Origin of the sequence: Cryobacterium sp. CAN_C2, assembly GCF_015751745.1 — a bacterium.
In the GTDB taxonomy this organism is placed as follows: Bacteria; Actinomycetota; Actinomycetes; order Actinomycetales; family Microbacteriaceae; genus Cryobacterium.
Window position 1 is genome coordinate 32,359 of sequence record NZ_JADOUX010000009.1, and the last position, 20,662, is coordinate 53,020.

Below are 20,662 nucleotides of genomic sequence, written 5' to 3' on the forward strand. Positions count from 1 at the left end.
ACGACGACGAGTGCGCCGGCACCGTGGCCACGGCCCGCCTCGTGCAACTCGTGCCATCCGATACCGGCGTCTGTCCCACCGGCGTGACTGCGGTTCCTGCCGCTCCCAGCCGTCGCACCAACGACCACCGCAGTGCAGTTGTCACGGCGGTGAGTTGTGGCGGCCCGGGGCATCGCAGTGGCCCGCACTGCGCCTCGATCCGATCCGATCCGACACGTTCCGGGCCCGGGCCCGGAAGGCGGGGTCAAGCTACAACCGCTACGCGAGAGTCAGGAACAACCTCTCGAGCTCGGGCACCGTCAGCGAGTTCTCGTTGTCGGGGTTCTCGAGGCACTGGCGCATCGCCGTGGAGACGATGACGAAGCCGGCCTTGTCGAGGGCACTCGACACGGCGGCGAGCTGAGTGACGACATCGCGGCAGTTGCCGCCGCCCTCGACCGCGGCGATCACCGCGGTCAGCTGCCCCTGCGCACGGCGCAGCCGGTTGAGAATCTTCTTCTGCTCGGCAGTTCGGGAGTCCGCGTCGGGTTTGATCGCCACCTCAGGCACCCTGCTCAATGGGAAGTCCGGCCTGCTGCCAGGCATTCGTACCGCCAGCGATGTTGATGGCGTCGTGCCCGTGCTGGGTCAAGTACTCGGCGACCTGCGCGCTGCGTCCGCCGACGGCGCAGATGACGTGCACCGGCACATCCGCCGGAATCTCGCCGATTCGTTCAACGACCTCGCCCATCGGAATGTGTATGACGCCGGGAACGTGAGCGGCGTCGAACTCCCACGGTTCGCGCACGTCAACGACGACGGGCGCGGAGAGTACGGACAGCTCGGTGACGGTGATTTCTTTCATACGAGAACCCTTTCAGCAGGTGAGGAAACACTAAGGCTAGACGTTCCGGCCAGCCAGGTGCGGTAGCCGCCATCGAGATTGCGCACGTCGAATCCGTGCTGGCTGAGAATGCGCGCGGCGGTATGCCCGCGCTGGCCAACCTGGCAGTGCACGATCAGCGGTACCCGCGGCAGCTCGCCCAGTCGCTTGCGCAGGTCGTCGAGTGGCACGTTGATCGCGCCCGGAATGCTGCCGGCTAGAAATTCACCCGGGGAACGAACATCGACGAGCACGGAGCCGGTCGCGCGCATCGCCTCCAACTCGTGCCATTGCAGGTTTACGCTCGTACCCTGCGCGAGGTTATCGGCGACGTAGCCGAGCTGATTGATCGGGTCTTTCGCCGAGGCGTACTGCGGCGCGTAGGCGAGTTCCAGCCGCATCAAAGCCGATGCGCTCATCCCCGCCGCCATCGCGACCGCCAGTACGTCGATGCGCTTGTCCACCCCCGTACCACCCACAATCTGCGCGCCCAGAATAGCGTCGGACTCGGCGTCGATCAGGAGCTTGATGGACATCCCCTCCGCGCCGGGATAGTAGCCGGCGTGGTTGGCGGGGTGGGTGTGCACGATGCGGTGGGCGCGCGAGGCGGCCACGAGGCGATTCTCGCTCCAGCCCACCAGAGCCACGGTGAGGCCGAAGATTCCGACGATTCCGGTGCCGAGGGCCGGGGCGGCGTGCTCGGGGGTGCCAGCGATGCTGTCGGCGACGGAGCGCCCGTGGCGGTTCGCGAGGCCGGCCATGGTGACGAGCTGGCCTGCGCCGCTGACGGCATCGGTTTTCTCGACGCCGTCGCCGACCGCAAAGATGAGCGGGTCGCTCGTGGCCTGGGTGTCGTCGACCCAGACGCCGCCGCTCTGGCCGATTCTGAGGCCGGCCTGCTCGGCGAGGGTCAGGTCGGGGCGCACGCCGCTCGCGTCGATCACGAGGTCGGCGGGCACGCTCGTGCCGTCGCTGAGCTCGACCAGGCCGGGCTCGGCAGCCCCGATACTGGTGGCCCGTGTCACAGTAGTACCGAGTCGCACGTCGACGCCGCGTTCGCGCAGCCGGTCGAGCACGGGGGCCGCCATTTCGGGGTCGAGCGGGGTGAAGATCTGGGGTCCGCGCTGCACCAGGGTCACGCGAACGCCGCGATGCACGAGATTTTCGACGGCTTCGAGGCCGATGAAGCCGCCACCGATGACCACAGCGGATGCCGCGCCCACTGTCGCCAGTACCGCGGTGATGTGGTCGACGTCGTCGACCGTGCGCAGCGTGTGCGTCGGAATGGGACTGTCGGTTGCACCGGCTCGGGCCGAGGCACCGGCCGCGAGCACGAGGCGGTCGTAGCCCTCGACGCTTTCGGCGCCGGTGAGCATGTTGCGCACCGAGACGGTCTGGGCAACGCGGTCGATCCGCACGACCTCGGTGTCGATGCGTACGTCGAGCGCGAAGCGGCTACCGAGGGATTCCGGGGTCTGCAACAGCAGTTCAGCGCGATTACGGATGACGCCCCCGACGAAATAGGGCAGGCCGCAGTTCGCGAACGACACGTAGTGCCCGCGCTCGAACACGATAATCTCGGCCGTCTCGTCGAGCCGGCGCAACCTGGTGGCCGCCGACATGCCGCCCGCAACTCCGCCGACGATGATGATTTTCACATTTACCTCCGGGTCGAGGATACCCCATAGGGTATTTGCGCACAAGCCCGTACGCACGCCCACCCAGCGCTCGCCGGGGCCTGCCTGACGAACCCGGGCCCACCTTACGCACGCGGGCCCAGGATAGAACATGGGCCCGCGTTCCGGGCCGGGAACGCACTCACACGGAAGGCATCTCCGACTCAGGCGTCGTGCAGCGCGCGAAACCCGCGCAGGCGCAGACTGTTGGTCACCACGAAGACCGACGACAGTGCCATCGCGGCACCGGCGATGAGCGGATTCAGCAGCCCGAACATCGCCAGCGGAATCGCCGCGACGTTGTAGGCGAAGGCCCAGAACAGGTTCGCCTTGATTGTGGTGAGGGTGCGCCGAGACAGCCGGATGGCATCCGCTGCCGCGAGCAAATCGCTGCGCATGAGGGTGAGGTCGCTCGCCTCAATGGCGACGTCGGTGCCCGTCCCCATTGCAATGCCGAGGTCCGCAGTGGCGAGCGCCACGGCATCGTTCACGCCGTCTCCAACCATTGCGACCACGTGACCCTGCGCCTGCAATGAGCGGATCACCCGCGCTTTGTCGGCGGGCAGCACCCCGGCGGTCACATCGGTGATGCCGCACTCGGCCGCGACGCTGCGCGCCACGATCTCGTTGTCACCGGTGACCAGCAGCGGCGTCAGCCCGAGGGAACGAAAGCGCGCGATCGCGGCCTTGCTCGTGGGTTTGATGGTGTCGGCGACGGTGAGCACACCGCGCACCTTGCCCTCCCAGGCCACCATGACGGCCGTCTTGCCGAGTCCCTCGGCGGTTGCCTTCACGGCCTGCATTGCGCTCGGCACCACCAATTGCCACCGCTCGGTGAGCCAGGCCGGTCGCCCGACCAGAATCTCGCGTCCATTGACCGTGGCCTGCACCCCCAGTCCCTGCTCCGACGCAAAGGCCGACGAATCGGGCAGCGGGCCGAGCCGCGTGCGAGCGCCCAGGGTGATGGCGCGGGCAATCGGATGCTCCGATCCACTTTCCGCAGCCCCCGCCAGTAGCAGCAGCTCGTCTACGTCACCGCACTGGCACGCTTCAACGGTCGACAGCGTCATGCGCCCGGTGGTGACAGTACCGGTCTTGTCGAGAACAATCGTGTCGACGCGGCGCGTGGATTCCAGAACCTGCGGCCCCTTGATCAGAATGCCCAGCTGCGCGCCGCGCCCCGTTCCCACGAGCAGCGCGGTCGGCGTCGCCAGCCCGAGCGCGCACGGGCAGGCAATGATCAGCGTGGCAACGGCCGCGGTGAACGCCATCGCCGCGCCGGCACCAACCAACAGCCAGCCAGCCAGCGCGGCGAGGGCCAGCCCGATCACGATCGGCACGAACACGCCGGAGACCCGGTCGGCGAGGCGCTGCACCTCGGCCTTTCCGGTCTGCGCCTGTTCCACCAGGCGGCCGATATGGGCCAGTTCGGTGTCGGCACCGATCTGGGTCGCTCGCACCACGAGTCGCCCACCGGAGTTCAGCGTGGCGCCCACAACACTGTCGCCGGGCCCCACCTCGATCGGCACCGATTCGCCGGTGAGCAGGCTCGCATCGATAGCGGATGCCCCGTCAACGATCACCCCGTCCGTCGCGATCTTCTCCCCTGGCCGCACCACAAACTGGTCACCAACCACGAGCAGGGCGGTGCTGATGCGACTCTCCACGCCATCCCGCAGCAGGGTGGTCTCTTTCGCGCCGAGCTCGAGCAGGGCCTGGAGGGCCGCACCGGAGTTGCGCTTCGCTCGCGCCTCCGCGTAGCGACCGGCCAGAATAAACACGGTGACGGCGGATGCCACCTCGAGATAAATCTCGTCGGCGCCACTACCCGGGGTGGCGGAGAAGGTGAAACTCATGGTCATGCCGGGCATACCGGCCATGCCGAAGAACAGGGCGTAGAGCGACCAGCCGAGGGCAGCGAGCACGCCGACGCTGACCAGTGTGTCCATGGTCGCCGCCCCGTGGCGGGCGTTCACCCACGCGGCGCGGTGGAACGGCCAGGCGCCCCACACCGCGACCGGGGCTGCGAGCGTCAGGGCCAACCACTGCCAGTTCGTGAACTGCAGCACGGGAATCATCGACAGGGCGGCGACCGGCAGGGCCAGCGCGGCCGAGACGAGTAGTCGCTGGCGCAGCACCGACACCTCCACGTCGGCGGCATCGGGTACGGCCGAGTCGCCCAGCGGCACTGGCAACGGCCGCACGGCCGTGTAGCCGGTGGCTTCGATGGTCTTGATGGCGTCGTCGATGCTCGTGCCGGCCGGCACAAAAACGCTCGCCTTTTCGGTGGCGTAGTTGACCGTGGCGGCGACCCCGGGCATCCGGTTGAGCTTCTTCTCGATGCGCGCGGCGCACGAGGTGCAGGTCATGCCCCCAACGAGCAGGTCAACCTGTTGGCCGGCGGTCATCAGGCTGCAGCTACCAGCCGGTAGCCCGCCTCCTCGACGGCCGCGGCGACCAGGGCGCGGTCCAGTGCGCCCGTGCTCGTGACGGTCACCTGCGACGTGCCGCCCGTGACGAGCTCCACGGTCACGTTTTCGGCGCCCGCGATGAGCCCGATCTCTTCGGTCACGCTCGCGACGCAGTGGCCGCAGGTCATTCCGGCAACGCCGTAGGCGGTCGTGGTACTCATTGTCATACCTCATTGCTTTCTACCCCCCGAAGAGGTGTCCATCCGAGCATACCCCTTGGGGGTACTATCCCCCAAACTATACCCCGAGGGGGTACAGTGGGACACGGGGTTCGCGAGCGACGCAGAGGACATTGTTATGCACGAGTCAGACCCGGCCGAGACCCACGACGGCCCGCACGGTTACATCTCAAACGGTTACATCTCAAACAAGGACGCTTACCTCAAACGACTGCGCCGCATCGAGGGCCAGGCCCGCGGTCTGCAGGGCATGGTGACCGACGACAAGTACTGCATCGACATTTTGACCCAGATCTCGGCGATGACGAGCGCGCTCGAATCGGTCGCTCTCGGCCTGCTCGACGATCACCTCAATCACTGCGTGTTGCACGCGGCCATGGCCGGTGGCGCCGAAGCCGAGGCCAAGCTGCAGGAGGCATCCGCGGCCATCACCCGGTTGGTGCGTTCCTGAAGGACCGGACCTTTGGCCCTAGTCCCCCGGTCTAACAGCACGCAACACTGTTAGTACCCAGACCCCCGTGCCCAATCGGGAAGGACCACCATGAACCTGCCGCACAGCGCACCCCCGACGACGGCTGAGGCTCTGCCTGCTCCTCCCATTCGCGTCTTCATTCTCGACGACCACGAACTGGTGCGCCGCGGCCTGCGCGAATTGCTGGAGGGCGAGGGCTTCGACGTCGTCGCCGACACCGGTCTGGCGGCTGAGGCCATCGTCATGATCCTGCAGCTGCGACCCGATGTGGCCATTCTTGACGCCCGCCTGCCCGACGGAACCGGCATCGAAGTGTGTCGTGACGTGCGCTCGATCGATCCTTCGCTGCAGTGCCTCATTCTCACGAGCTACGACGACGAGCAGGCGTTGCGCGGCGCGGTGCTCGCCGGCGCGGCCGGCTACGTGCTGAAAGAGATTCGCAGCACCGATCTGCTCGGCAAGATCCGTCGCGCCGCCGCCGGCGAATCCCTGTTCGATCCGGTCGTGAAGGCGGGCATCATCGCCGGACTGGCCGACCCGCAAGACGCCCGCCTCGCGTCACTCACCGAGCAGGAGCGCAAGGTGCTCGACCTCATCGGCGAGGGCCTGACCAACCGTGAAATCGGTCAGACCATGTTTCTGGCCGAGAAAACGGTCAAGAATTACGTGTCGTCGATGTTGGCGAAGCTGGATTTTCAGCGCCGAACCCAGGCTGCCGTGTACGTCGCGAAACGCGGAGACGAACGCCCACGGTAGTCTCCGGCACCGGCGCCGACCAGCGCAGCCGGGTTCCCTCGCCCGGGACGCTACGAACCGAGAACTTACCGCCGAGCAACGCCGCGCGCTCCTTGAGGTTATCCAATCCGCTGCGCCTGGTGGGCTTACTGAAGCCGCAGCCGTTGTCGGCGATGACGAGCTTGATGCGATCGGCCTGGGCGTCGACCGAGATGTCGATCGCGCTCGCCCGGGCATGGCGCGCGGCATTGCTCAGCCCCTCCGAGATGACCGCGAGCACGCTGCTGCCGAGATCGTCGGAAAGCGGCGCATCGATCGGTCCCGACAAGCGAATGCGCGGCGCGAACGGCAGGCCCTGCGCCCCCTCTTTGATCACGGCCAGAATTCGGCTGCTCAGCGTGCCGGTGTCCTGGGCCACTCCGCGCAGGGAATAGATCGTGTCGCGTAGTTCCCGAATGGTGTCATCAAGCTCGGTGGTGACGGCGTTGATGCGGTCGAGAGCGATGGGATCGTTGGTGAACCGCCGAAGGCTCTGCATGCTCAGCCCCGCGGCGAACAGCCGTTGAATGACCAGGTCGTGCAGGTCACGGGCGATGCGGTCGCGGTCGCCGAGCACGGCCTGCTCTTCGCGCATTCGATGCACCGAGGCGAGTTCAAGGGCGAGTGACACCTGGGTGCCGAAGACCGCGCTCATCTCCACATCTGTGAGGCTGTAACCAGTGGATGCCAGTGCCCGCGACAGCATAATCACTCCCTGCCCGTCGCCAGCCGGCCCGAGGGCGGCAATGAGCGTGGAGCCCAGCTGCGACCACTGGGCGGCGGAGTCGGGCGCGGCATCCGCTGCCTGAAGTGGCGGTCTGGCGAGCGTGGCTGACCGGCCGGTTTTCTGCAACTCGCTCAGCACGCCGGCCTGCAGGCGCACGGTCGTACCAACCAGGCCGGCCGCCGTGGCGCCGACCGCTGCCGCGCAGTACAGGCTGTCGTGGGTGGGAAATCCGATCACGGCCAGTTCAGCCCCGGACGCAACGAGCACTCGCTGGGCGACGAAGTCGAGGCCGTTGTCTTCGTCGCCGTCGACGGGTCGCAGCAGGTCACGGCCCATTTCAGCGACCGCCTCCAGCCAGCGTCCGCGGGCGCGGGCATCGTCGTAGAGGCGGGCGTTTTCGATCGTGACGCCGGCGGCTGCGGCGAGCGCGACGGCTAGTTCCTGGTCTTCGTCGGTGAAGTCGCCGCCACCCTCTTTCTCGGTGAGATAGAGGTTGCCGAACACCGTGTCGCGCACTCGCACCGGAACGCCGAGAAATGACCTCATCGGCGGGTGATGGGCGGGAAAGCCGAACGAGTCGGGGTGATCGTGCAGGTCGTGCAGCCGAATGGGGTGCGGTTCCCGAATGAGCAGGCCGAGCACGCCGTGCCCGACCGGCAGTGCACCAACCTGATGGATTGTCTCTTCGTCGAGCCCGACGGTGACGAAATGGCTGAGCGCCTGGTCGGGGCCGATCACGCCGAGGGCGCCGAATCTGGCCTGCACGAGCTGGCAGGCCGCGGTGACGACATGTTCGAGCACCGCTTCCAGGCTCAGGTCTTCGGCCACCGACACGACGGCGTCGAGCAGACCCCGCATACGGTCTTGGGTGAGGGCAAGTTCGGTGGCGGTCTGATCCGTCATCGTCGTCCCTCCCCCAGCAAGCCATCTGGTGATCTAACCTTGGCATGACTTCGTGGAGTTGGACCTACTTACGGGTCGTTCTGGTGACAATTGTCGGGCACGTGATGTGCAGCAGGACCTCGTGGCTGACCGAACCCATCAGCAGGCGCTGCAGCGAGCCACGGCCCCGGCTGCCAACCACGAGCAACTGGGCATGCTGAGCGGCGGAGACGAGGGCCCGGGCCGGCGATTCGTCGGTTTCGAGAATCTGGTGCACCACGAGGTCGGGGTAGTGCGCGGTGAGGCCAGCCACGGACTCGGCGAGCACGACGCGTTCCTCTTCCATGCGCTCGGTCACGGCGTCGGCCGGAATGCTGCGCAGCACACGGCGACTCGGCAGATGCACCGCGTAGAGGGCATACAGGTCCTGGCCGGTGCGGTCGGCCTCGGCGGCGGCGAACGCCACCGCGGTGACCGAGTCGGCCGAACCGTCGACGCCCACGTAGACGCCGGAGCGCACGCTTTCCGGCAATGACGGGATGACGGCGACGGGGCAGGTCGACAGCGCCGCGATCTGCAGGCTCACGCTGCCGAAAAGTTCGCCTTCGACCCGGCCCTTCTGATCGGTGCCAACGACGATGAGGTCGGCGTCCTTCGACAGTTCGCTGAGCACGCGCGGCGCACTGCCGGTGCGCAGCTCTGTCTGGGTGGCAACGAGGGGGGCCAGGGCCGCGGCCCGGGCTCCAGCCTCGGCGAGCAGCTTCTTCTCGGCGTCGAGAATGGAGTCGTAGTAGCCGTATCCGTCGGCCAGCCAGGTCTCGTACACGGTGTGCATGAGGGTTACCGGGCTCTTGACGCTCTCGGCCCGGCGCATGGCCCACGAAAGGGCGGTCTCGCCGGCAGCCGAATCATCGATGCCAACCACAATCATCCGGTTCATTGCTCTACCTCGTTCTGGATCGCGGGTCGCAGCAAGAGGAGTCCCCCGCTACGAGCGAGGAGCTGATGCCCCGTCGCCGTGAACCCATCCTGTCAGCCGACGGTGCCGACGAATAGGGCCGGAAGTCCCGATTGGGCCGATATGCGCCGCGAATGGTCGCCGCCGGCGCGAGGGGACTTTTGGCCCTTGTCGCACCGACTCTTCGGTCGTACCGTGACTCTGACGGGTCGTTTGCCCGCCCACATTCGCGAATCAAGGAGATACCCGTGAAGGCACTTGTGTATGGCGGCCCCGGCCTGAAGAGCTGGACTGACGTTCCCGACCCGAAACTGCAGAGTTCGACCGATGCGATCGTACGCGTGGACACCACGACGATCTGCGGCACCGACCTGCACATACTCAAGGGCGACGTTCCCGCCGTTACGGTCGGTCGCATCCTCGGCCATGAGGGCGTCGGCACGATCACCGAGGTCGGCTCGTCGGTGAGTAACCTGAAGGTCGGCGACCGGGTCATCATCTCCTGCATCAAGAGCTGCGGTCACTGCGGCAATTGCAGCAACGGGCTCTATTCACACTGTCTCGGCGACGAGGGCGCCTCCGGCATCGGCTGGGTGTTCGGCCACCTCATCGACGGCACCCAGGCCGATTTCGTGCGCGTGCCCTACGCCGACAATTCCCTGCACAAGCTGCCGGAGGGCGTCAGCGATGACCAGGGCGTCATGCTCAGCGACATTCTGCCGACCGGTTTTGAGATCGGCGTGCAGTACGGTCGGGTCAAGCCCGGCGATGTCGTCGCTGTGATCGGCGCCGGCCCGGTCGGCCTCGCCGCCATCGCCACCGCCGGCCTCTACGGTGCCGCGACCATCATCGCCATCGACCTCGATGAGAACCGCCTCGAGCGGGCACGCGACTTCGGCGCCACCGACACGGTCGTCTCCGCCGCCGCCGACTGGAAGGAACAGGTCTTCGCCCTGACCGACGGAGCGGGCGTCGACGTCGCCATCGAGGCCGTCGGCATTCCGCAGACCTTCACCATGGCCACCGAGATCGTGCGCCCGGGCGGCAATGTCGCCAACGTCGGTGTGCACGGCAAGCCGGTCGACCTGCACCTTGAGAACCTGTGGATTCAGAACATCAACATCAGCATGGGCCTGGTCAACGCCAACACCACCAAAATGCTGCTCAAGCTCGTCGCGAGTAAAAAACTGCCGGCGGAGAAGCTGGCCACGCACCACTTCAGCTTCGACCAGTTCCTCGAGGCATACGACACCTTTGGTCGCGCTGCTGAAACCAAGGCGCTCAAGGTCGTCATTTCCCGCTAGTTCGCTTCACCCTCCTGGAGGTTTCATGCGCGCCCTGATCGTTTTCGAATCGATGTACGGCAATACCCGTCTCGTCGCCGAGGCGTGGGGCGCCATGCTGGTGGAGCGGTCGACACCCGAGCCGCGGCATCCGTCGAACAACACCGGATCGATTCAGACGGGGTCGTGACCTAAGTCCCTACTCGGGGGGGGCCGCGCATGGCTAGCCTGAAGAACAAGCGTTGGTGCAGGTCGTGACATTCCCGCCCGTGATACTGCACCGGAGAAGGAATTGACCTCATGACCCACACACTCGCACAGAGCCAGACGGTGGTCGCCTGGGACGGATCGGAACCCGCCAGGGCCGCCTTGGACTGGTCCCTCGCCCGGTCCGTCAGCGGCGACCTCACCCTGGTGCGCGTGCTCGAGCGCACGGTCTCGTCGGCCGACTACTTCACGGACGAATCCGCCACGGTGCGCGCCCACGAGTTGCTCAAGGACGACGCCGACCGGGTGAGCGCGCAGTATCCGGCGCGAACGGTGCACGCCGATCTGCGTTCCGGCGACCCGATCACCGAGCTGCGCGCCTTGAGCGGAACGGACATCCTCGTCGTGGTCGGAACGCACCGCCGCCGCGGATCGACTCTGCGCTACGAGTGGTCGATGGGTGCCCGACTGGCCGGTTCGGCCGACGGACCGATCGCGATCATTCCGGAGAGTGACAACGAACATCATTCGGGCATCGTGGTCGGCGTCGACGGTTCGGCGGCGTCGAATGCCGCTGTGGACTTCGCCGCGGCGGAGGCCGATCGTACCGGTCAGGAGCTCCACGCGATCCACGCCTGGCAGGAACCGCTGGTGTGGCGCGACACGACCGAACCCGACGCCCGTTTTCTGCAGACGCTCGAAAACTCGCATCGACGCATCCTGGACGAGTCGCTGCTCGCCGTGTCGCGGCGCTTTCCCGCGCTCGGTATTCGCGCCTCGCTCGTGCGCGGCGCCCCACAATCAGCGCTGCTGAACGCCGCACGTGGGGCCGCGTTGCTCGTCGTCGGTGATCATGGGCTCAAGGGCGTCTCGAAACTGCTGCTCGGTTCGGTGAGTCACTCAATAGTGCTGAACATTCAGTCGCCCACGGTGGTCATCCCCGCTCCCCCCGCCTGAGCTCTATCACCCGCGCCACGCGAAACGCGGGAGGTGCGCCAGTGCGCCGGAGTTTCGCCTCCCGCGCACTGGCGCACGTCCCGCGCGACGCGAGAATGCCTACCCACCGGCGTGACACGAGCCGACCGGCCCCGGTTAGGGTTTTGGTATGAGAGTCTTCGCGCAGTCCCGTCGTCACCGGCGCATTCTGGCGACCGGGGTGGGCCTCGTCGCGCTCGCGGCGACGCTTATCGTGCTGCCCGCGCATCCGGTCGCTGCAGCACCACTGCCAGCTGTTGCTGCAGGCTCGGAACCGCCCGCCGCGTTCGACCCCGGCCTCATCATCAGCGACTACAACTTTTTCAACCCCGATGCCCTCACCGAGAGCGAGATTGCCGACTTTCTCGAACACCGTTCCTGCGCGCCGACCGACGGCGTGCCGTGCCTCTGGGAATACCGTGAAACGACCACCAGCCAACCGGCCAAGGGCGACGGCCACTGCCTGCCCTATATCGGTGCCGAGAACGAGCCGGCCGCCCGCATCATCGCCAAGATCGCGCAGGCGTGCACCATTAACCCCGAGGTGCTGCTGGTGCTGCTGCAGAAGGAACAGTCGCTCCTAACCCGGCCCACGGCATCCGGTTATCTGCGCGCCACCGGCTACGGCTGCCCGGACACCGCCGACTGCGACGCCCAATACTTCGGCTTCTTCAACCAGGTCTACAACGCGGCCTGGCAGTTTCGGCAGTACACGCAGCACCCCGATCGAGCCTTTCAAATCGGCGCCGTCGACGTGGGTTTCAACCCGAATGCCGAGTGCGGGGCGTCGAGGGTGCACATTGAGAACCAGGCCACCGCCAACCTGTATAACTACACGCCGTACCAGCCCAACCCAGTTGCCGTCGATAAGGCCGGTGCCTGGGGTGACGCCTGCTCCACCTACGGCAACCTCAACTTTTGGCTGTTCTACAACGATTGGTTCGGTAACTCGACCCTCGAAGGGTACTCCGTCATGTTCGACGACTGCCTCAACTTCGTCGATGGACAGGCATGCGCGCCCGCATCACTGCTCCCGAACGTGACCGCTGCCAGTTAGCGCCGTTCGCTCGCGCTGTACACCCACGGCACCTGGCCGATCTCGAGGCGGTGCCGTCCGCCCTCCTGCTCGGCAAGCAGATCATCGGCATAGGCGACGTCCCCCGCCCAGAACAACACCGGTCCACTCGAGCTGGCACCGAGCCGGGTTTCGTAGTGCGCCAGCCCGCTCTGTTGTGCACTCGCCACAATCTCGGCCACCGCCCCGAATCCCTGCAAGCCGTAAAGGGTCACCCAGGTTGGCGCGATCAGCGTCAGGTCAGTGGATGCGTGCCGCGCCAGCGCCGTCTCCGGCCGAAGCCAGGAATAGTCGATGACCTCATCCTGGGCGAGCACGATCGGGTCGTTCGGGGCCGGCGCCAGGTAGAACCAGGTGCGCAACCGCTTGGGGGCGCTGCGTGGCGGAATCCACAGCGCGGTCGCCACGAGCGCATCGGGCGAAACGTCGAGCCCGGTCTCCTCGCGCACCTCGCGCACGGCGGCCCGACGGGCGGCGAGCTCTTCGATGGCCTCGGCCGGCGCTGCGGCATCCGTGGGCAGTCGGTCGCTTGGGTCCACCCCGCCGCCGGGAAACACCCAGGCACCAGCGAAGGAACCGCGGTGGCGTGGCCGTTCAAGCAGCAGCACTTCGGGGCCCGCCGCGCCCTCACGCAGCAAGACGACCGTCGCCGCAACGCCGATCGGGGCGTCGTCGATCGGCGCCGGGTCGCTCTTCCTCACTGCCATCATTGCGTTGTCCTTACGCTATCGGGTCGTTGACTCCACCTTAATGCGCGGCTCTTCACCCCGGAGTCCTTCAAGGAAGGCCGGTAGTCTTAAGGCACGCCGGAACGCACCGCACCTTGCCAGGAGGGCACCGTCGCTGCACCGCGTCTTCGGCGCTAAGGAGTAGTGACACCTATGAAGGCAGCACGTTTTCACGGTCCCGCAGACATTCGCATTGAGGATATTCCCGAACCCCAGCTTCGACCAGGAGCCGTCGCCATAGACGTGGCATGGTGCGGCATCTGCGGCACGGATCTGCACGAGTACCTCGACGGGCCGATCTTCATTCCGGCTGAGGGACACCCTCACCCGCTCTCGCACGAGGAGGAACCGGTCACCCTTGGGCACGAGTTCTCCGGCACGATCACCGCGCTCGGCGAGGGTGTGACTGATCTTGCGGTCGGCGACAACGTCGTCGTCGAACCCTATTTCGTCTGCAACGAGTGCGCGCCGTGCTTGGCCGGCAACTATCACCTGTGCACGAAGATGGGCTTCATCGGCCTGGCCGGCGGAGGCGGCGGACTCAGCGAGAAGGTCGTCGTCGACCGTCGCTGGGTGCACGCGATCGGCGATATCCCGCTCGACCAGGCCGCGCTCATCGAACCGCTCTCCGTTGCCCACCACGCTTTCGTACGCAGCGGTGCACAAGCCGGCGATGTCGCCCTCATCGGCGGGGCCGGCCCGATCGGCCTGCTCGTCGCTGCCGTTCTGAAGGCCGAGGGGCTCACGGTCATCATGTCCGAGCTCAGCGAGGCACGCAAGGAGAAAGCGCGCCTCACCGGCGTCGCCGATCACGTTCTCGATCCCAGCAAGGACGACGTCGTTGCCCGGGTTCAAGAACTCACCGACGGCCGCGGCGCCGACGTGTGCTTTGAGTGCACGAGCGTCAACGTTGTGCTGGGCCAGCTGTTCGACGCGGTACGGCCCGCCGGGGTCATCGTGAACGTGTCGATCTGGGGCAAGCCGGCCAGCATCGACATGCAGAAGCTCGTGCTCAAGGAGATCGACCTGCGCGGAACGATCGCGTACGTTCGCGATCACCCGGCGAGCATCAAGCTCGTGCAGGACGGCCGGGTCGACCTGGCGCCCTTCATCACCGGGCGCATTGCGCTCGACGACCTGATCACCCAGGGTTTCGATACCCTCATCAACCACAACGAGACCGCGGTCAAGATCATCGTGCACCCCTGACCAGCGCACAGCAGCGGCACCCCGGCATCGGGGTGCCGCCCGTGGCGGTACTCGCTAAGCTGCGAACTATGCCCGATGACATTGCCCCGCAGCGCACGAGCACGCTCACCCGCAGCCTGCTCGCACCGAACGCCGGGCCGATGACGCTCGACGGTACCAACAGCTATCTCATCGGGGCGCGCGGTGCACGCTCGATCGTCGTGGTTGACCCGGGCCCCCTTGACGCGGGGCACCTCGCCACACTCGCCGCGAGCGGGCGGGTCGAACTCGTGCTCGTGACCCACTGGCACGCCGACCACACGGCGGCGAGCGTTCGATTCGGGGCACTCACGGGAGCGCCGGTACGGGCCTTCGATGCGCAATTTTGCGTCGGAGGCGACCCACTCGTAGACGGGGAACTGGTTCGCGCCGCTGGCACCGGCATCCGCATTATGGCAACGCCCGGGCACACCGATGACTCGATCTGCGTGCATCTGCCGGCAGACGGCCCGACCGGCTCGGTGCTCACCGGCGACACCATTCTCGGTCGTGGCACCTCAATCATCGACGGCACCCTCGCCGACTATCTGGCCTCGCTCGAAGCCCTGCGCGCGCTCGGGCCGGCCACCGTGCTTCCCGCGCACGGCCCGGTCTTGCCCGACCTTGCGGCCATCTGCACCGCGTACCTCGCGCACCGGCACGAACGTCTCGACCAGGTGCGCGCCGCCTTGGCCACCCTGGGTGTCGACGCAAGTGTTGGGCAGGTCACCGATGTGGTCTATGCCCGCACGGATGCCGCGGTGCGGTTCGCGGCCGAGGCCTCCGTTCGCGCGCAGCTGGCCTACCTCCGTACCGCGCACTAGCCCGGCCCCAACGACGTCTCCGCGGGGGCCAGGCCGGCACGTCAGCCAGCGTTAGCGCGCGGAGCGAGCAGCCTTGATGAGCTGGGCGCAGCGTTCGCCGATCATCATCGTGGTGATGTTGGGGTTGACGGTCACGAGTTCAGGCATGACGGAAGCATCGGCCACTCGGAGGCCGGTCACACCCTTAACGCGAAGTTCGGGGTCGAGCGGCGAGCCGCTGTCGTCGACCGGGCCCATGCGCACGGTTCCGGCGGGGTGGTACACGGTGTTGTGCGTCTTCTCGATATAGTCCGTGATCTCGGCATCCGTTTGCACGGCCTGACCCGGGTACAGCTCAACGCCAGCCCAGGCCGCCATGGCTGGCTGCGCCACGATCTCGCGAGCCTTGCGGATGCCGGCGACCATCACGCGCATGTCGTGCGGCTCGGTGAAGTAGCGCGGGTCGACGAGAGGCTTGTCGCGGTAGTCGCGGCTGCGCAACTTGACCGTTCCGCGGGAACGGGCGTGGGTGACGTTGGGCGTGAGACAGAAGCCGTTCTCTGTCGTGGGGTACCCCTGCCGGGCCGTGTGCATGTCGAAGGGTACAGAACCGTAATGGAACATGAGGTCGGGGCGGTCAAGACCGTCTTCGGTGGTCGTGAAGATGCCCAGTTCCCACCACTGGGTTGACTCAGTGGGCATCGGCTGCTTGGCCTCCCACTGAATAACGCCCTCCGGGTGGTCCTGAAAGTTCTCGCCCACGCCGGGGGAATCGGCGAGCACCTCGATGCCGTGCTCGCGCAGCTGTGCGGCTGGCCCGACGCCCGAGAGCATGAGCAGCTTCGGGGAATCGATGGCGCCGGCCGAGAGGATGACCTCGGCCCGGGCCGTGAGCGAGTGCGTGCGTCCGGCCGCATCCACGACCAGAGCGCCCGTGCAGCGCTTGGCGGCGTCGAAGGTTAGCTGGCGGGCGCGCATCCCGGTGAGCAGGGTGAAGTTCACTCTCTCCATGATGGGGTGGATGTATGACACCGAGGAGGACGCCCGGGTGCCGTCTGCCTGCCGGTTGATCTGAAAGAAGTTCGCGCCGTTGACGACGGTCGTGCCGGAGTTGAACGTGGCCCGGGGGATGCCGGTCTGCTCACAGGCATCGAGCAGTGCTACGCCGCACGGGTCGTTCGGGGGTACATCCATCAGGTGCACCGGGCCGTTGTGGCCGTGGTGGGGCGCCGGGTCGGTGTTGGATTCGAGCTTCTGAAACAGTGGGAAGGTGTTCGCGGCCTCCCACCCGGTCGCGCCGTGCTTTGCCGCCCAGTCGTTGAGGTCTTCGGCGGGGGCCCAGAAGGCGATGCAGGAGTTGTGGCTGGAGCATCCGCCCATCACCTTGGCGCGGGCGTGGCGCATGAATGAGTTGCCGTGTTTCTGCGGTTCGATCGGGTAATCCCAGTCGTAGCCGGACTCGAGCAGTTCCATCCAGCGGTCCAACTGCAGAATAGCGTCGATGCCGCGGTCGTCGGGTCCGGCCTCGACGAGCGCCACCTGCACGGCGGGGTCCTCGCTCAGGCGGGCAGCGACGGCGGCTCCGGCGGAACCTCCGCCGATCACGATGTAGTCAAAGTCAGTCTTGGTTAGTTCTGCCATCTGTGTCACTCCTCAGCGCGCCGCGAACCAGCCGGTAACTGCGGGGGCAGTGTTCTGGTAAATGTGCTTGGTTTCTTGGTATTCAGCCAGGCCGCTCGGGCCGAGCTCGCGGCCCACACCGGACTGTCCGTAGCCGCCCCATTCCGCCTGCGGCAGATAAGGGTGAAAGTCGTTAATCCACACGGTGCCGTGGCGCAGGCGCTTCGCCATGCGCTGCGCTCGACCGGCGTCCTGGGTCCAGACGGCGCCGGCGAGGCCGTAGATGGTGTCGTTCGCGATGAGCACGGCTTCGTCTTCGGTCTCGAAGGTTTCCACGGTGACGACGGGGCCGAAGGCTTCGTCGATGACGACGCTCATGCCGCATTCCACGCGGTCGAGAATCGTCGGCGTGTAGTAGAAGCCCTTGTCGAGCTCGCCGATGCCCCAGGTGCCGCCGCAGCGCAGCCGGGCACCCTCGTCGAGGCCTTTCTGCACGTAGGCGCTCACCTTGTTGCGGTGCGCGGCCGAGATCAGCGGCCCGGTCTCCGCCTCGGGGTCGAAGGGACCGCCCAGTCGAATCTGGTTTGCGCGGCGTACGAGTTCGTTCACAAAGCGTTCTGCAACGGATGCCTCCACCACCAGTCGTGCGCCGGCAGAACAGACCTGCCCCGAGTGCACAAAAGCCCCATTAAGAGCATTGTCCACTGCAGCATCGAAGTCCGCATCGGCGAAGATCACGTTGGGGTTCTTACCGCCGAGTTCGAGTGCCACCTTCTTGACCGTCCCAGCGGCGGCGGCCGCGATCTTCTTGCCGGTTTCGAGGCCTCCGGTGAACGAGACCAAGTCCACGTCGGGGTGGCTGGAGAGCGGCGCTCCGGCCACCGCTCCGGCGCCGAGCACGAGGTTGGCGACGCCCGCGGGCAGGCCGAGGTCGTCGAGGAGCACCATCATGAGAATCGCGGTGTGCGGGGTGAGCTCGCTGGGCTTGAGAATGAAGCTGTTGCCAGCGGCGAGTGCCGGTGCGATCTTCCAGGCAGCCTGCAGAAGCGGGTAATTCCACGGAGCGATGAGCCCGCAGACACCGACCGGTTCCACCACGATCTGGCTGACCACCGTCTCGTCGCCGGCGTCAACGATGCGGCCGGCGTCCTGCCCGGCGAGTTTGCCAAAGTAGGCGAAGCAATTGGCAATGTCGTCCATGTCAATTTCGCTCTCGACCAGGCGCTTGCCGGTGTCGAGTGTCTCGGCGCGGGCGAACTCGGCCTTGCGCGCCCGCAGTTCCGCGGCCACCCGCAGCAAAAAGTCGCCGCGCTCTGGGGCGGAAACCGAAGACCACACGCCACTGTCGAACGTCGTGCGGGCGGCGTTGATGGCCGCGTGAGCATCCGCTGTTGTGGCCTCGGACACGGTGCCGACCGGTTCGCCGTCGGCCGGGCAGCTGATCAGGCGGGTACCACCGTCGGCGGCGGGCAGCCACGCGCCGTTAATGAACAGGGTCGAGGTCATGGTGCTCATTTCTTCACGTCTTCGGAGTCAAAATCGACTTCCCAATTGTCCTTAGCCACCTGGTCGTCGGGCAGTGCGGTGTTACCGGGCTCGGTGCGGTTGAGGTGCAGAAAATCTAGGTGCGTCTCGTAGTGGTCGAGAACATCGGTGATGACCTGCTCCTTGCTGTACCCCATGAGGTCATACCCGTGACTTCCCTCAAGCGAGAACACTTCCATGCGGTAGTACTTGCCCTGCTCCGACGCGCTGCGCACGGCATAGGTGGGAATATCGAGCTGCACCGGGTAGATCTGGTACTTGAATCCGCGCTCGTCACCCATGGTCACGAGCAGGTCGAGGTGCGAAATCTGAAGCCCCTCGACGACGCCCTCGGTCAGGGTGACGTCGGAGCCCTGGGCGAGAAGTTCTTCGTGCACCTCCTGCAGCGCTGGCAGCGCAACGGTCGAGACGAAGCGCTCGGTCTGGCGTCGGCCCGGATAGCTCATTGCGCGGGTGAGGCGCTGACGCCAATTTCGAGCGCGTGCAGGGTCGCCGCTGCGCCCGGAGAGCAGCCCGGGGAGGCTGGCCCGGTAGCTGTCGGTGAGGGATTGCTCCACGCGCAGGGCCCTGTATAGGCCCAGCATGATCAGTAGGAGTACCAACGAGAATGGGAGCCCCATGATGATGGTGGCGTTCTGCAGCACCGGGATTCCTCCCACAAGAAGCATCGCGAGAGTCAGTACACCCGTGGCCACCGCCCAGAAGATGCGCAACCATTTTGGGCCGTCAGAATCAGAGTTCTTCAGGTGCGAGGTGAAGTTGGCCATCACGAGCGCGCCAGAATCTGCCGATGTTACATAGAACAGCAGGCCAGTGAAGGTGGCGATGGCTGCGGTCAGGGGAGCCATGGGAAATTGGTCGAGGAGGGAGTAGAACGCCTTCTCGGGAGAGTTCATCGCGATTTCGCCGAAGCCGGCGTCACCGCCGATAACTATGGCCAGGGCGCTGTTACCGAAGACGGCAATCCAGAGCAGGATAAACGCGAACGGCACCACGAGAACGCCGGAAACGAACTGGCGGATGGTGCGGCCGCGGGAGATCCGCGCTAAAAACAGGCCAACAAACGGTGCCCAGGCGATCCACCACGCCCAAAAGAACAGCGTCCACGCGTTCATCCAGGCGTCCGGCCGGTCATAGGCGAAGGTGTCGAGGGTCATGCCGGGGAAGCGGCTGAGGGTGTCGCCGACGTTCTGCACGATAGCGTCGAGCAAGAACGCGGTGTTGCCCGCCACCAGTACGAACAGCATGAGGGCGACCGAGAGCAGCACATTGAGTTCGGAGAGGCGACGGATGCCTTTTTCCACACCGGTCACGGCCGAGACGGTTGCCATTACCACTGACAGAGCGATCAGCGATCCCTGCACGAACATGGACTGCGGGGTGCCAAACATGAAGGTGAGCCCGTAGTTGAGCTGGGCAACTCCGATTCCGAGGCTCGTGGCGATGCCAAAAATGGTTCCAAGAATGGCAGCAATGTCAACGAAGTCCCCGATTGGACCGTAGATGCGCTTGCCGAAGATGGGGTAGAGCGCAGAGCGGATGCTCAGCGGCAGGTTCTGCCGGTACGCGAAATAGCCGAGGGCCAGGCCCATCAACGCGTAGAGGGCCCAGCCGGTGATGCCGTAGTGGAACAGCGTCCACACCATGGCCTGGCGAGCTGCTTCGACGGTACTGCCGTCGCCACTCGGCGGTGCGAGGTACTGGGTAACCGGCTCCGATACTGAGAAGAACATCAGGTCAATGCCGATCCCGGCCGCGAACAGCATGGCGGTCCAGGTAAATAGGCTGAACTGCGGACGCGAGTGGTCGGGGCCGAGCCGGGTCTTGCCGACCCGCGACAGGGCGATGTAGATGACGAAGGCCAGCACGAGGGTGACGATCAGAAAGTAGTACCAGCCGAGGTTGGTAGACACCCATCCGACGACGGCAGCGATGACAGCGCTGGCGTTGTCAGGGGCGAGGATGGCCCATAGGGCGATGGCGATAATGCCGCTTGCGGAGCCAAAAAAAACGGTCTTATTGACCCGGGATGGGGCTTCATCAGCCACAGTGGAATTGGGGGCATGCTGAGAAATATGGAACCTCAATGATTGGCGCGACGCGTCCTCCCCCGGCAACGGCAACAGGGGTTAGGAAACGTTCAGCCTATCAGATCAACAAATGGGCAGGCTTGGGAGGAGCCTCCGTCGAGAAGCTCC

The 20,662-nt window shown here is 66.0% G+C and carries 19 protein-coding genes; 8 read left to right on the top strand and 11 right to left on the bottom strand.

Translation table 11 applies throughout. From position 1 onward, the window contains the following. Positions 1 to 258: 258 nt before the first annotated feature. The 5 genes from IWX77_RS08970 to IWX77_RS08990 form a co-directional block, all read right to left on the bottom strand. The gene (locus IWX77_RS08970) at positions 259 to 549 is read right to left on the bottom strand and encodes a metal-sensitive transcriptional regulator (RefSeq protein ID WP_442784453.1); all 291 of its coding nucleotides are present in this window, start codon (positions 547 to 549) and stop codon (positions 259 to 261) included. Further along, a complete protein-coding gene (locus IWX77_RS08975) occupies positions 542 to 844 on the bottom strand; it encodes a rhodanese-like domain-containing protein (RefSeq protein WP_196844171.1) in 303 nt (100 codons plus the stop codon). Before IWX77_RS08975 ends, IWX77_RS08970 begins: the two co-directional genes overlap by 8 nt. Further along, a complete protein-coding gene (locus IWX77_RS08980; RefSeq protein ID WP_196844172.1) occupies positions 841 to 2,520 on the bottom strand; it encodes an FAD-dependent oxidoreductase in 1,680 nt (559 codons plus the stop codon). Before IWX77_RS08980 ends, IWX77_RS08975 begins: the two co-directional genes overlap by 4 nt. A gap of 182 nt (positions 2,521 to 2,702) precedes the next feature. Continuing rightward, entirely contained in the window at positions 2,703 to 4,946 is a 2,244-nt protein-coding gene (locus IWX77_RS08985; protein WP_196844173.1) for a heavy metal translocating P-type ATPase, read from the bottom strand. Further along, positions 4,946 to 5,170: a heavy-metal-associated domain-containing protein gene (locus tag IWX77_RS08990; RefSeq protein WP_196844174.1), complete on the bottom strand. Its 225-nt coding sequence runs from the start codon at positions 5,168 to 5,170 to the stop codon at positions 4,946 to 4,948. The genes IWX77_RS08985 and IWX77_RS08990 overlap by 1 nt, the downstream gene beginning before the upstream one ends. A gap of 136 nt (positions 5,171 to 5,306) precedes the next feature. Between IWX77_RS08990 and IWX77_RS08995 the strand changes: the two genes are divergently transcribed. Both IWX77_RS08995 and IWX77_RS09000 read left to right on the top strand, forming a co-directional pair. Then, positions 5,307 to 5,639, top strand: a complete 333-nt coding sequence (locus IWX77_RS08995) for a metal-sensitive transcriptional regulator (protein ID WP_196844175.1) — start codon at positions 5,307 to 5,309, stop codon at positions 5,637 to 5,639. Positions 5,640 to 5,729: 90 nt separating this feature from the next. After that, on the top strand, positions 5,730 to 6,416 hold the full coding sequence (locus IWX77_RS09000) for a response regulator (protein ID WP_196844176.1): 687 nt from the start codon (positions 5,730 to 5,732) through the stop codon (positions 6,414 to 6,416). Here IWX77_RS09000 and IWX77_RS09005 read toward each other — a convergent pair. Then, positions 6,316 to 8,064, bottom strand: a complete 1,749-nt coding sequence (locus IWX77_RS09005) for a GAF domain-containing sensor histidine kinase (RefSeq protein WP_196844177.1) — start codon at positions 8,062 to 8,064, stop codon at positions 6,316 to 6,318. The two genes, IWX77_RS09000 and IWX77_RS09005, sit on opposite strands and share 101 nt — an antisense overlap. A gap of 64 nt (positions 8,065 to 8,128) precedes the next feature. Further along, a complete protein-coding gene (locus IWX77_RS09010; RefSeq protein WP_196844178.1) occupies positions 8,129 to 8,983 on the bottom strand; it encodes a universal stress protein in 855 nt (284 codons plus the stop codon). 266 nt (positions 8,984 to 9,249) lie between these two features. On the opposite strand from IWX77_RS09010, the gene IWX77_RS09015 reads away from it, so the two are divergent. The 4 genes from IWX77_RS09015 (at position 9,250) to IWX77_RS09030 (ending at position 12,523) form a co-directional block, all read left to right on the top strand. After that, a complete protein-coding gene (locus IWX77_RS09015; RefSeq protein ID WP_196844179.1) occupies positions 9,250 to 10,305 on the top strand; it encodes a zinc-dependent alcohol dehydrogenase family protein in 1,056 nt (351 codons plus the stop codon). A 25-nt stretch (positions 10,306 to 10,330) separates the two neighbouring features. After that, positions 10,331 to 10,474 carry a flavodoxin family protein gene (locus IWX77_RS09020; RefSeq protein WP_196844180.1) on the top strand — a complete coding sequence of 48 codons (144 nt, stop codon included), beginning with the start codon at positions 10,331 to 10,333 and terminating at the stop codon, positions 10,472 to 10,474. Positions 10,475 to 10,584: 110 nt separating this feature from the next. Next, positions 10,585 to 11,448: a universal stress protein gene (locus tag IWX77_RS09025; protein WP_196844181.1), complete on the top strand. Its 864-nt coding sequence runs from the start codon at positions 10,585 to 10,587 to the stop codon at positions 11,446 to 11,448. Positions 11,449 to 11,596: 148 nt separating this feature from the next. Next, entirely contained in the window at positions 11,597 to 12,523 is a 927-nt protein-coding gene (locus IWX77_RS09030; RefSeq protein ID WP_196844182.1) for a hypothetical protein, read from the top strand. On the opposite strand, the gene IWX77_RS09035 is transcribed toward IWX77_RS09030, so the two are convergent. Beyond that, positions 12,520 to 13,251 (bottom strand): NUDIX hydrolase, encoded by a 732-nt coding sequence (locus IWX77_RS09035; RefSeq protein WP_196844183.1) that lies wholly within the window; start codon positions 13,249 to 13,251, stop codon positions 12,520 to 12,522. The two genes, IWX77_RS09030 and IWX77_RS09035, sit on opposite strands and share 4 nt — an antisense overlap. A gap of 171 nt (positions 13,252 to 13,422) precedes the next feature. On the opposite strand from IWX77_RS09035, the gene IWX77_RS09040 reads away from it, so the two are divergent. Further along, entirely contained in the window at positions 13,423 to 14,478 is a 1,056-nt protein-coding gene (locus tag IWX77_RS09040; RefSeq protein ID WP_196844184.1) for a 2,3-butanediol dehydrogenase, read from the top strand. A 68-nt stretch (positions 14,479 to 14,546) separates the two neighbouring features. Beyond that, the gene (locus IWX77_RS09045; protein WP_196844185.1) at positions 14,547 to 15,320 is read left to right on the top strand and encodes an MBL fold metallo-hydrolase; all 774 of its coding nucleotides are present in this window, start codon (positions 14,547 to 14,549) and stop codon (positions 15,318 to 15,320) included. Positions 15,321 to 15,371: 51 nt separating this feature from the next. Here the strand turns inward: IWX77_RS09045 and IWX77_RS09050 are convergent, their stop codons facing one another. The 3 genes from IWX77_RS09050 to betT are packed head-to-tail and all read right to left on the bottom strand — an operon-like array spanning position 15,372 to position 20,512. Further along, positions 15,372 to 16,940, bottom strand: a complete 1,569-nt coding sequence (locus tag IWX77_RS09050; RefSeq protein WP_196844186.1) for a GMC family oxidoreductase — start codon at positions 16,938 to 16,940, stop codon at positions 15,372 to 15,374. Positions 16,941 to 16,952: 12 nt separating this feature from the next. Then, positions 16,953 to 18,434, bottom strand: coding sequence for an aldehyde dehydrogenase family protein (locus IWX77_RS09055; RefSeq protein WP_196844187.1), 1,482 nt, complete (start codon positions 18,432 to 18,434; stop codon positions 16,953 to 16,955). Then, positions 18,431 to 20,512 carry a choline BCCT transporter BetT gene (gene betT, locus IWX77_RS09060; protein ID WP_196844188.1) on the bottom strand — a complete coding sequence of 694 codons (2,082 nt, stop codon included), beginning with the start codon at positions 20,510 to 20,512 and terminating at the stop codon, positions 18,431 to 18,433. Before betT ends, IWX77_RS09055 begins: the two co-directional genes overlap by 4 nt. Between the last annotated feature and the right edge of the window lie 150 nt (positions 20,513 to 20,662).

Excerpts from the sequence above, each read along its gene's own strand:
- IWX77_RS09040 (WP_196844184.1), top strand. The coding sequence starts at position 13,423 with ATGAAGGCAGCACGTTTTCACGGTCCCGCAGACATTCGCATTGAGGAT.
- IWX77_RS09005 (WP_196844177.1), bottom strand. The coding sequence starts at position 8,064 with ATGACGGATCAGACCGCCACCGAACTTGCCCTCACCCAAGACCGTATG.
- IWX77_RS09055 (WP_196844187.1), bottom strand. The coding sequence starts at position 18,434 with ATGAGCACCATGACCTCGACCCTGTTCATTAACGGCGCGTGGCTGCCC.
- IWX77_RS08985 (WP_196844173.1), bottom strand. The coding sequence starts at position 4,946 with ATGACCGCCGGCCAACAGGTTGACCTGCTCGTTGGGGGCATGACCTGC.
- IWX77_RS08975 (WP_196844171.1), bottom strand. The coding sequence starts at position 844 with ATGAAAGAAATCACCGTCACCGAGCTGTCCGTACTCTCCGCGCCCGTC.
- IWX77_RS09045 (WP_196844185.1), top strand. The coding sequence starts at position 14,547 with ATGCCCGATGACATTGCCCCGCAGCGCACGAGCACGCTCACCCGCAGC.
- IWX77_RS08995 (WP_196844175.1), top strand. The coding sequence starts at position 5,307 with ATGCACGAGTCAGACCCGGCCGAGACCCACGACGGCCCGCACGGTTAC.
- IWX77_RS09050 (WP_196844186.1), bottom strand. The coding sequence starts at position 16,940 with ATGGCAGAACTAACCAAGACTGACTTTGACTACATCGTGATCGGCGGA.
- IWX77_RS09025 (WP_196844181.1), top strand. The coding sequence starts at position 10,585 with ATGACCCACACACTCGCACAGAGCCAGACGGTGGTCGCCTGGGACGGA.
- IWX77_RS09010 (WP_196844178.1), bottom strand. The coding sequence starts at position 8,983 with ATGAACCGGATGATTGTGGTTGGCATCGATGATTCGGCTGCCGGCGAG.
- IWX77_RS09000 (WP_196844176.1), top strand. The coding sequence starts at position 5,730 with ATGAACCTGCCGCACAGCGCACCCCCGACGACGGCTGAGGCTCTGCCT.
- IWX77_RS09030 (WP_196844182.1), top strand. The coding sequence starts at position 11,597 with ATGAGAGTCTTCGCGCAGTCCCGTCGTCACCGGCGCATTCTGGCGACC.
- IWX77_RS08990 (WP_196844174.1), bottom strand. The coding sequence starts at position 5,170 with ATGAGTACCACGACCGCCTACGGCGTTGCCGGAATGACCTGCGGCCAC.
- IWX77_RS09020 (WP_196844180.1), top strand. The coding sequence starts at position 10,331 with ATGCGCGCCCTGATCGTTTTCGAATCGATGTACGGCAATACCCGTCTC.
- IWX77_RS09035 (WP_196844183.1), bottom strand. The coding sequence starts at position 13,251 with ATGATGGCAGTGAGGAAGAGCGACCCGGCGCCGATCGACGACGCCCCG.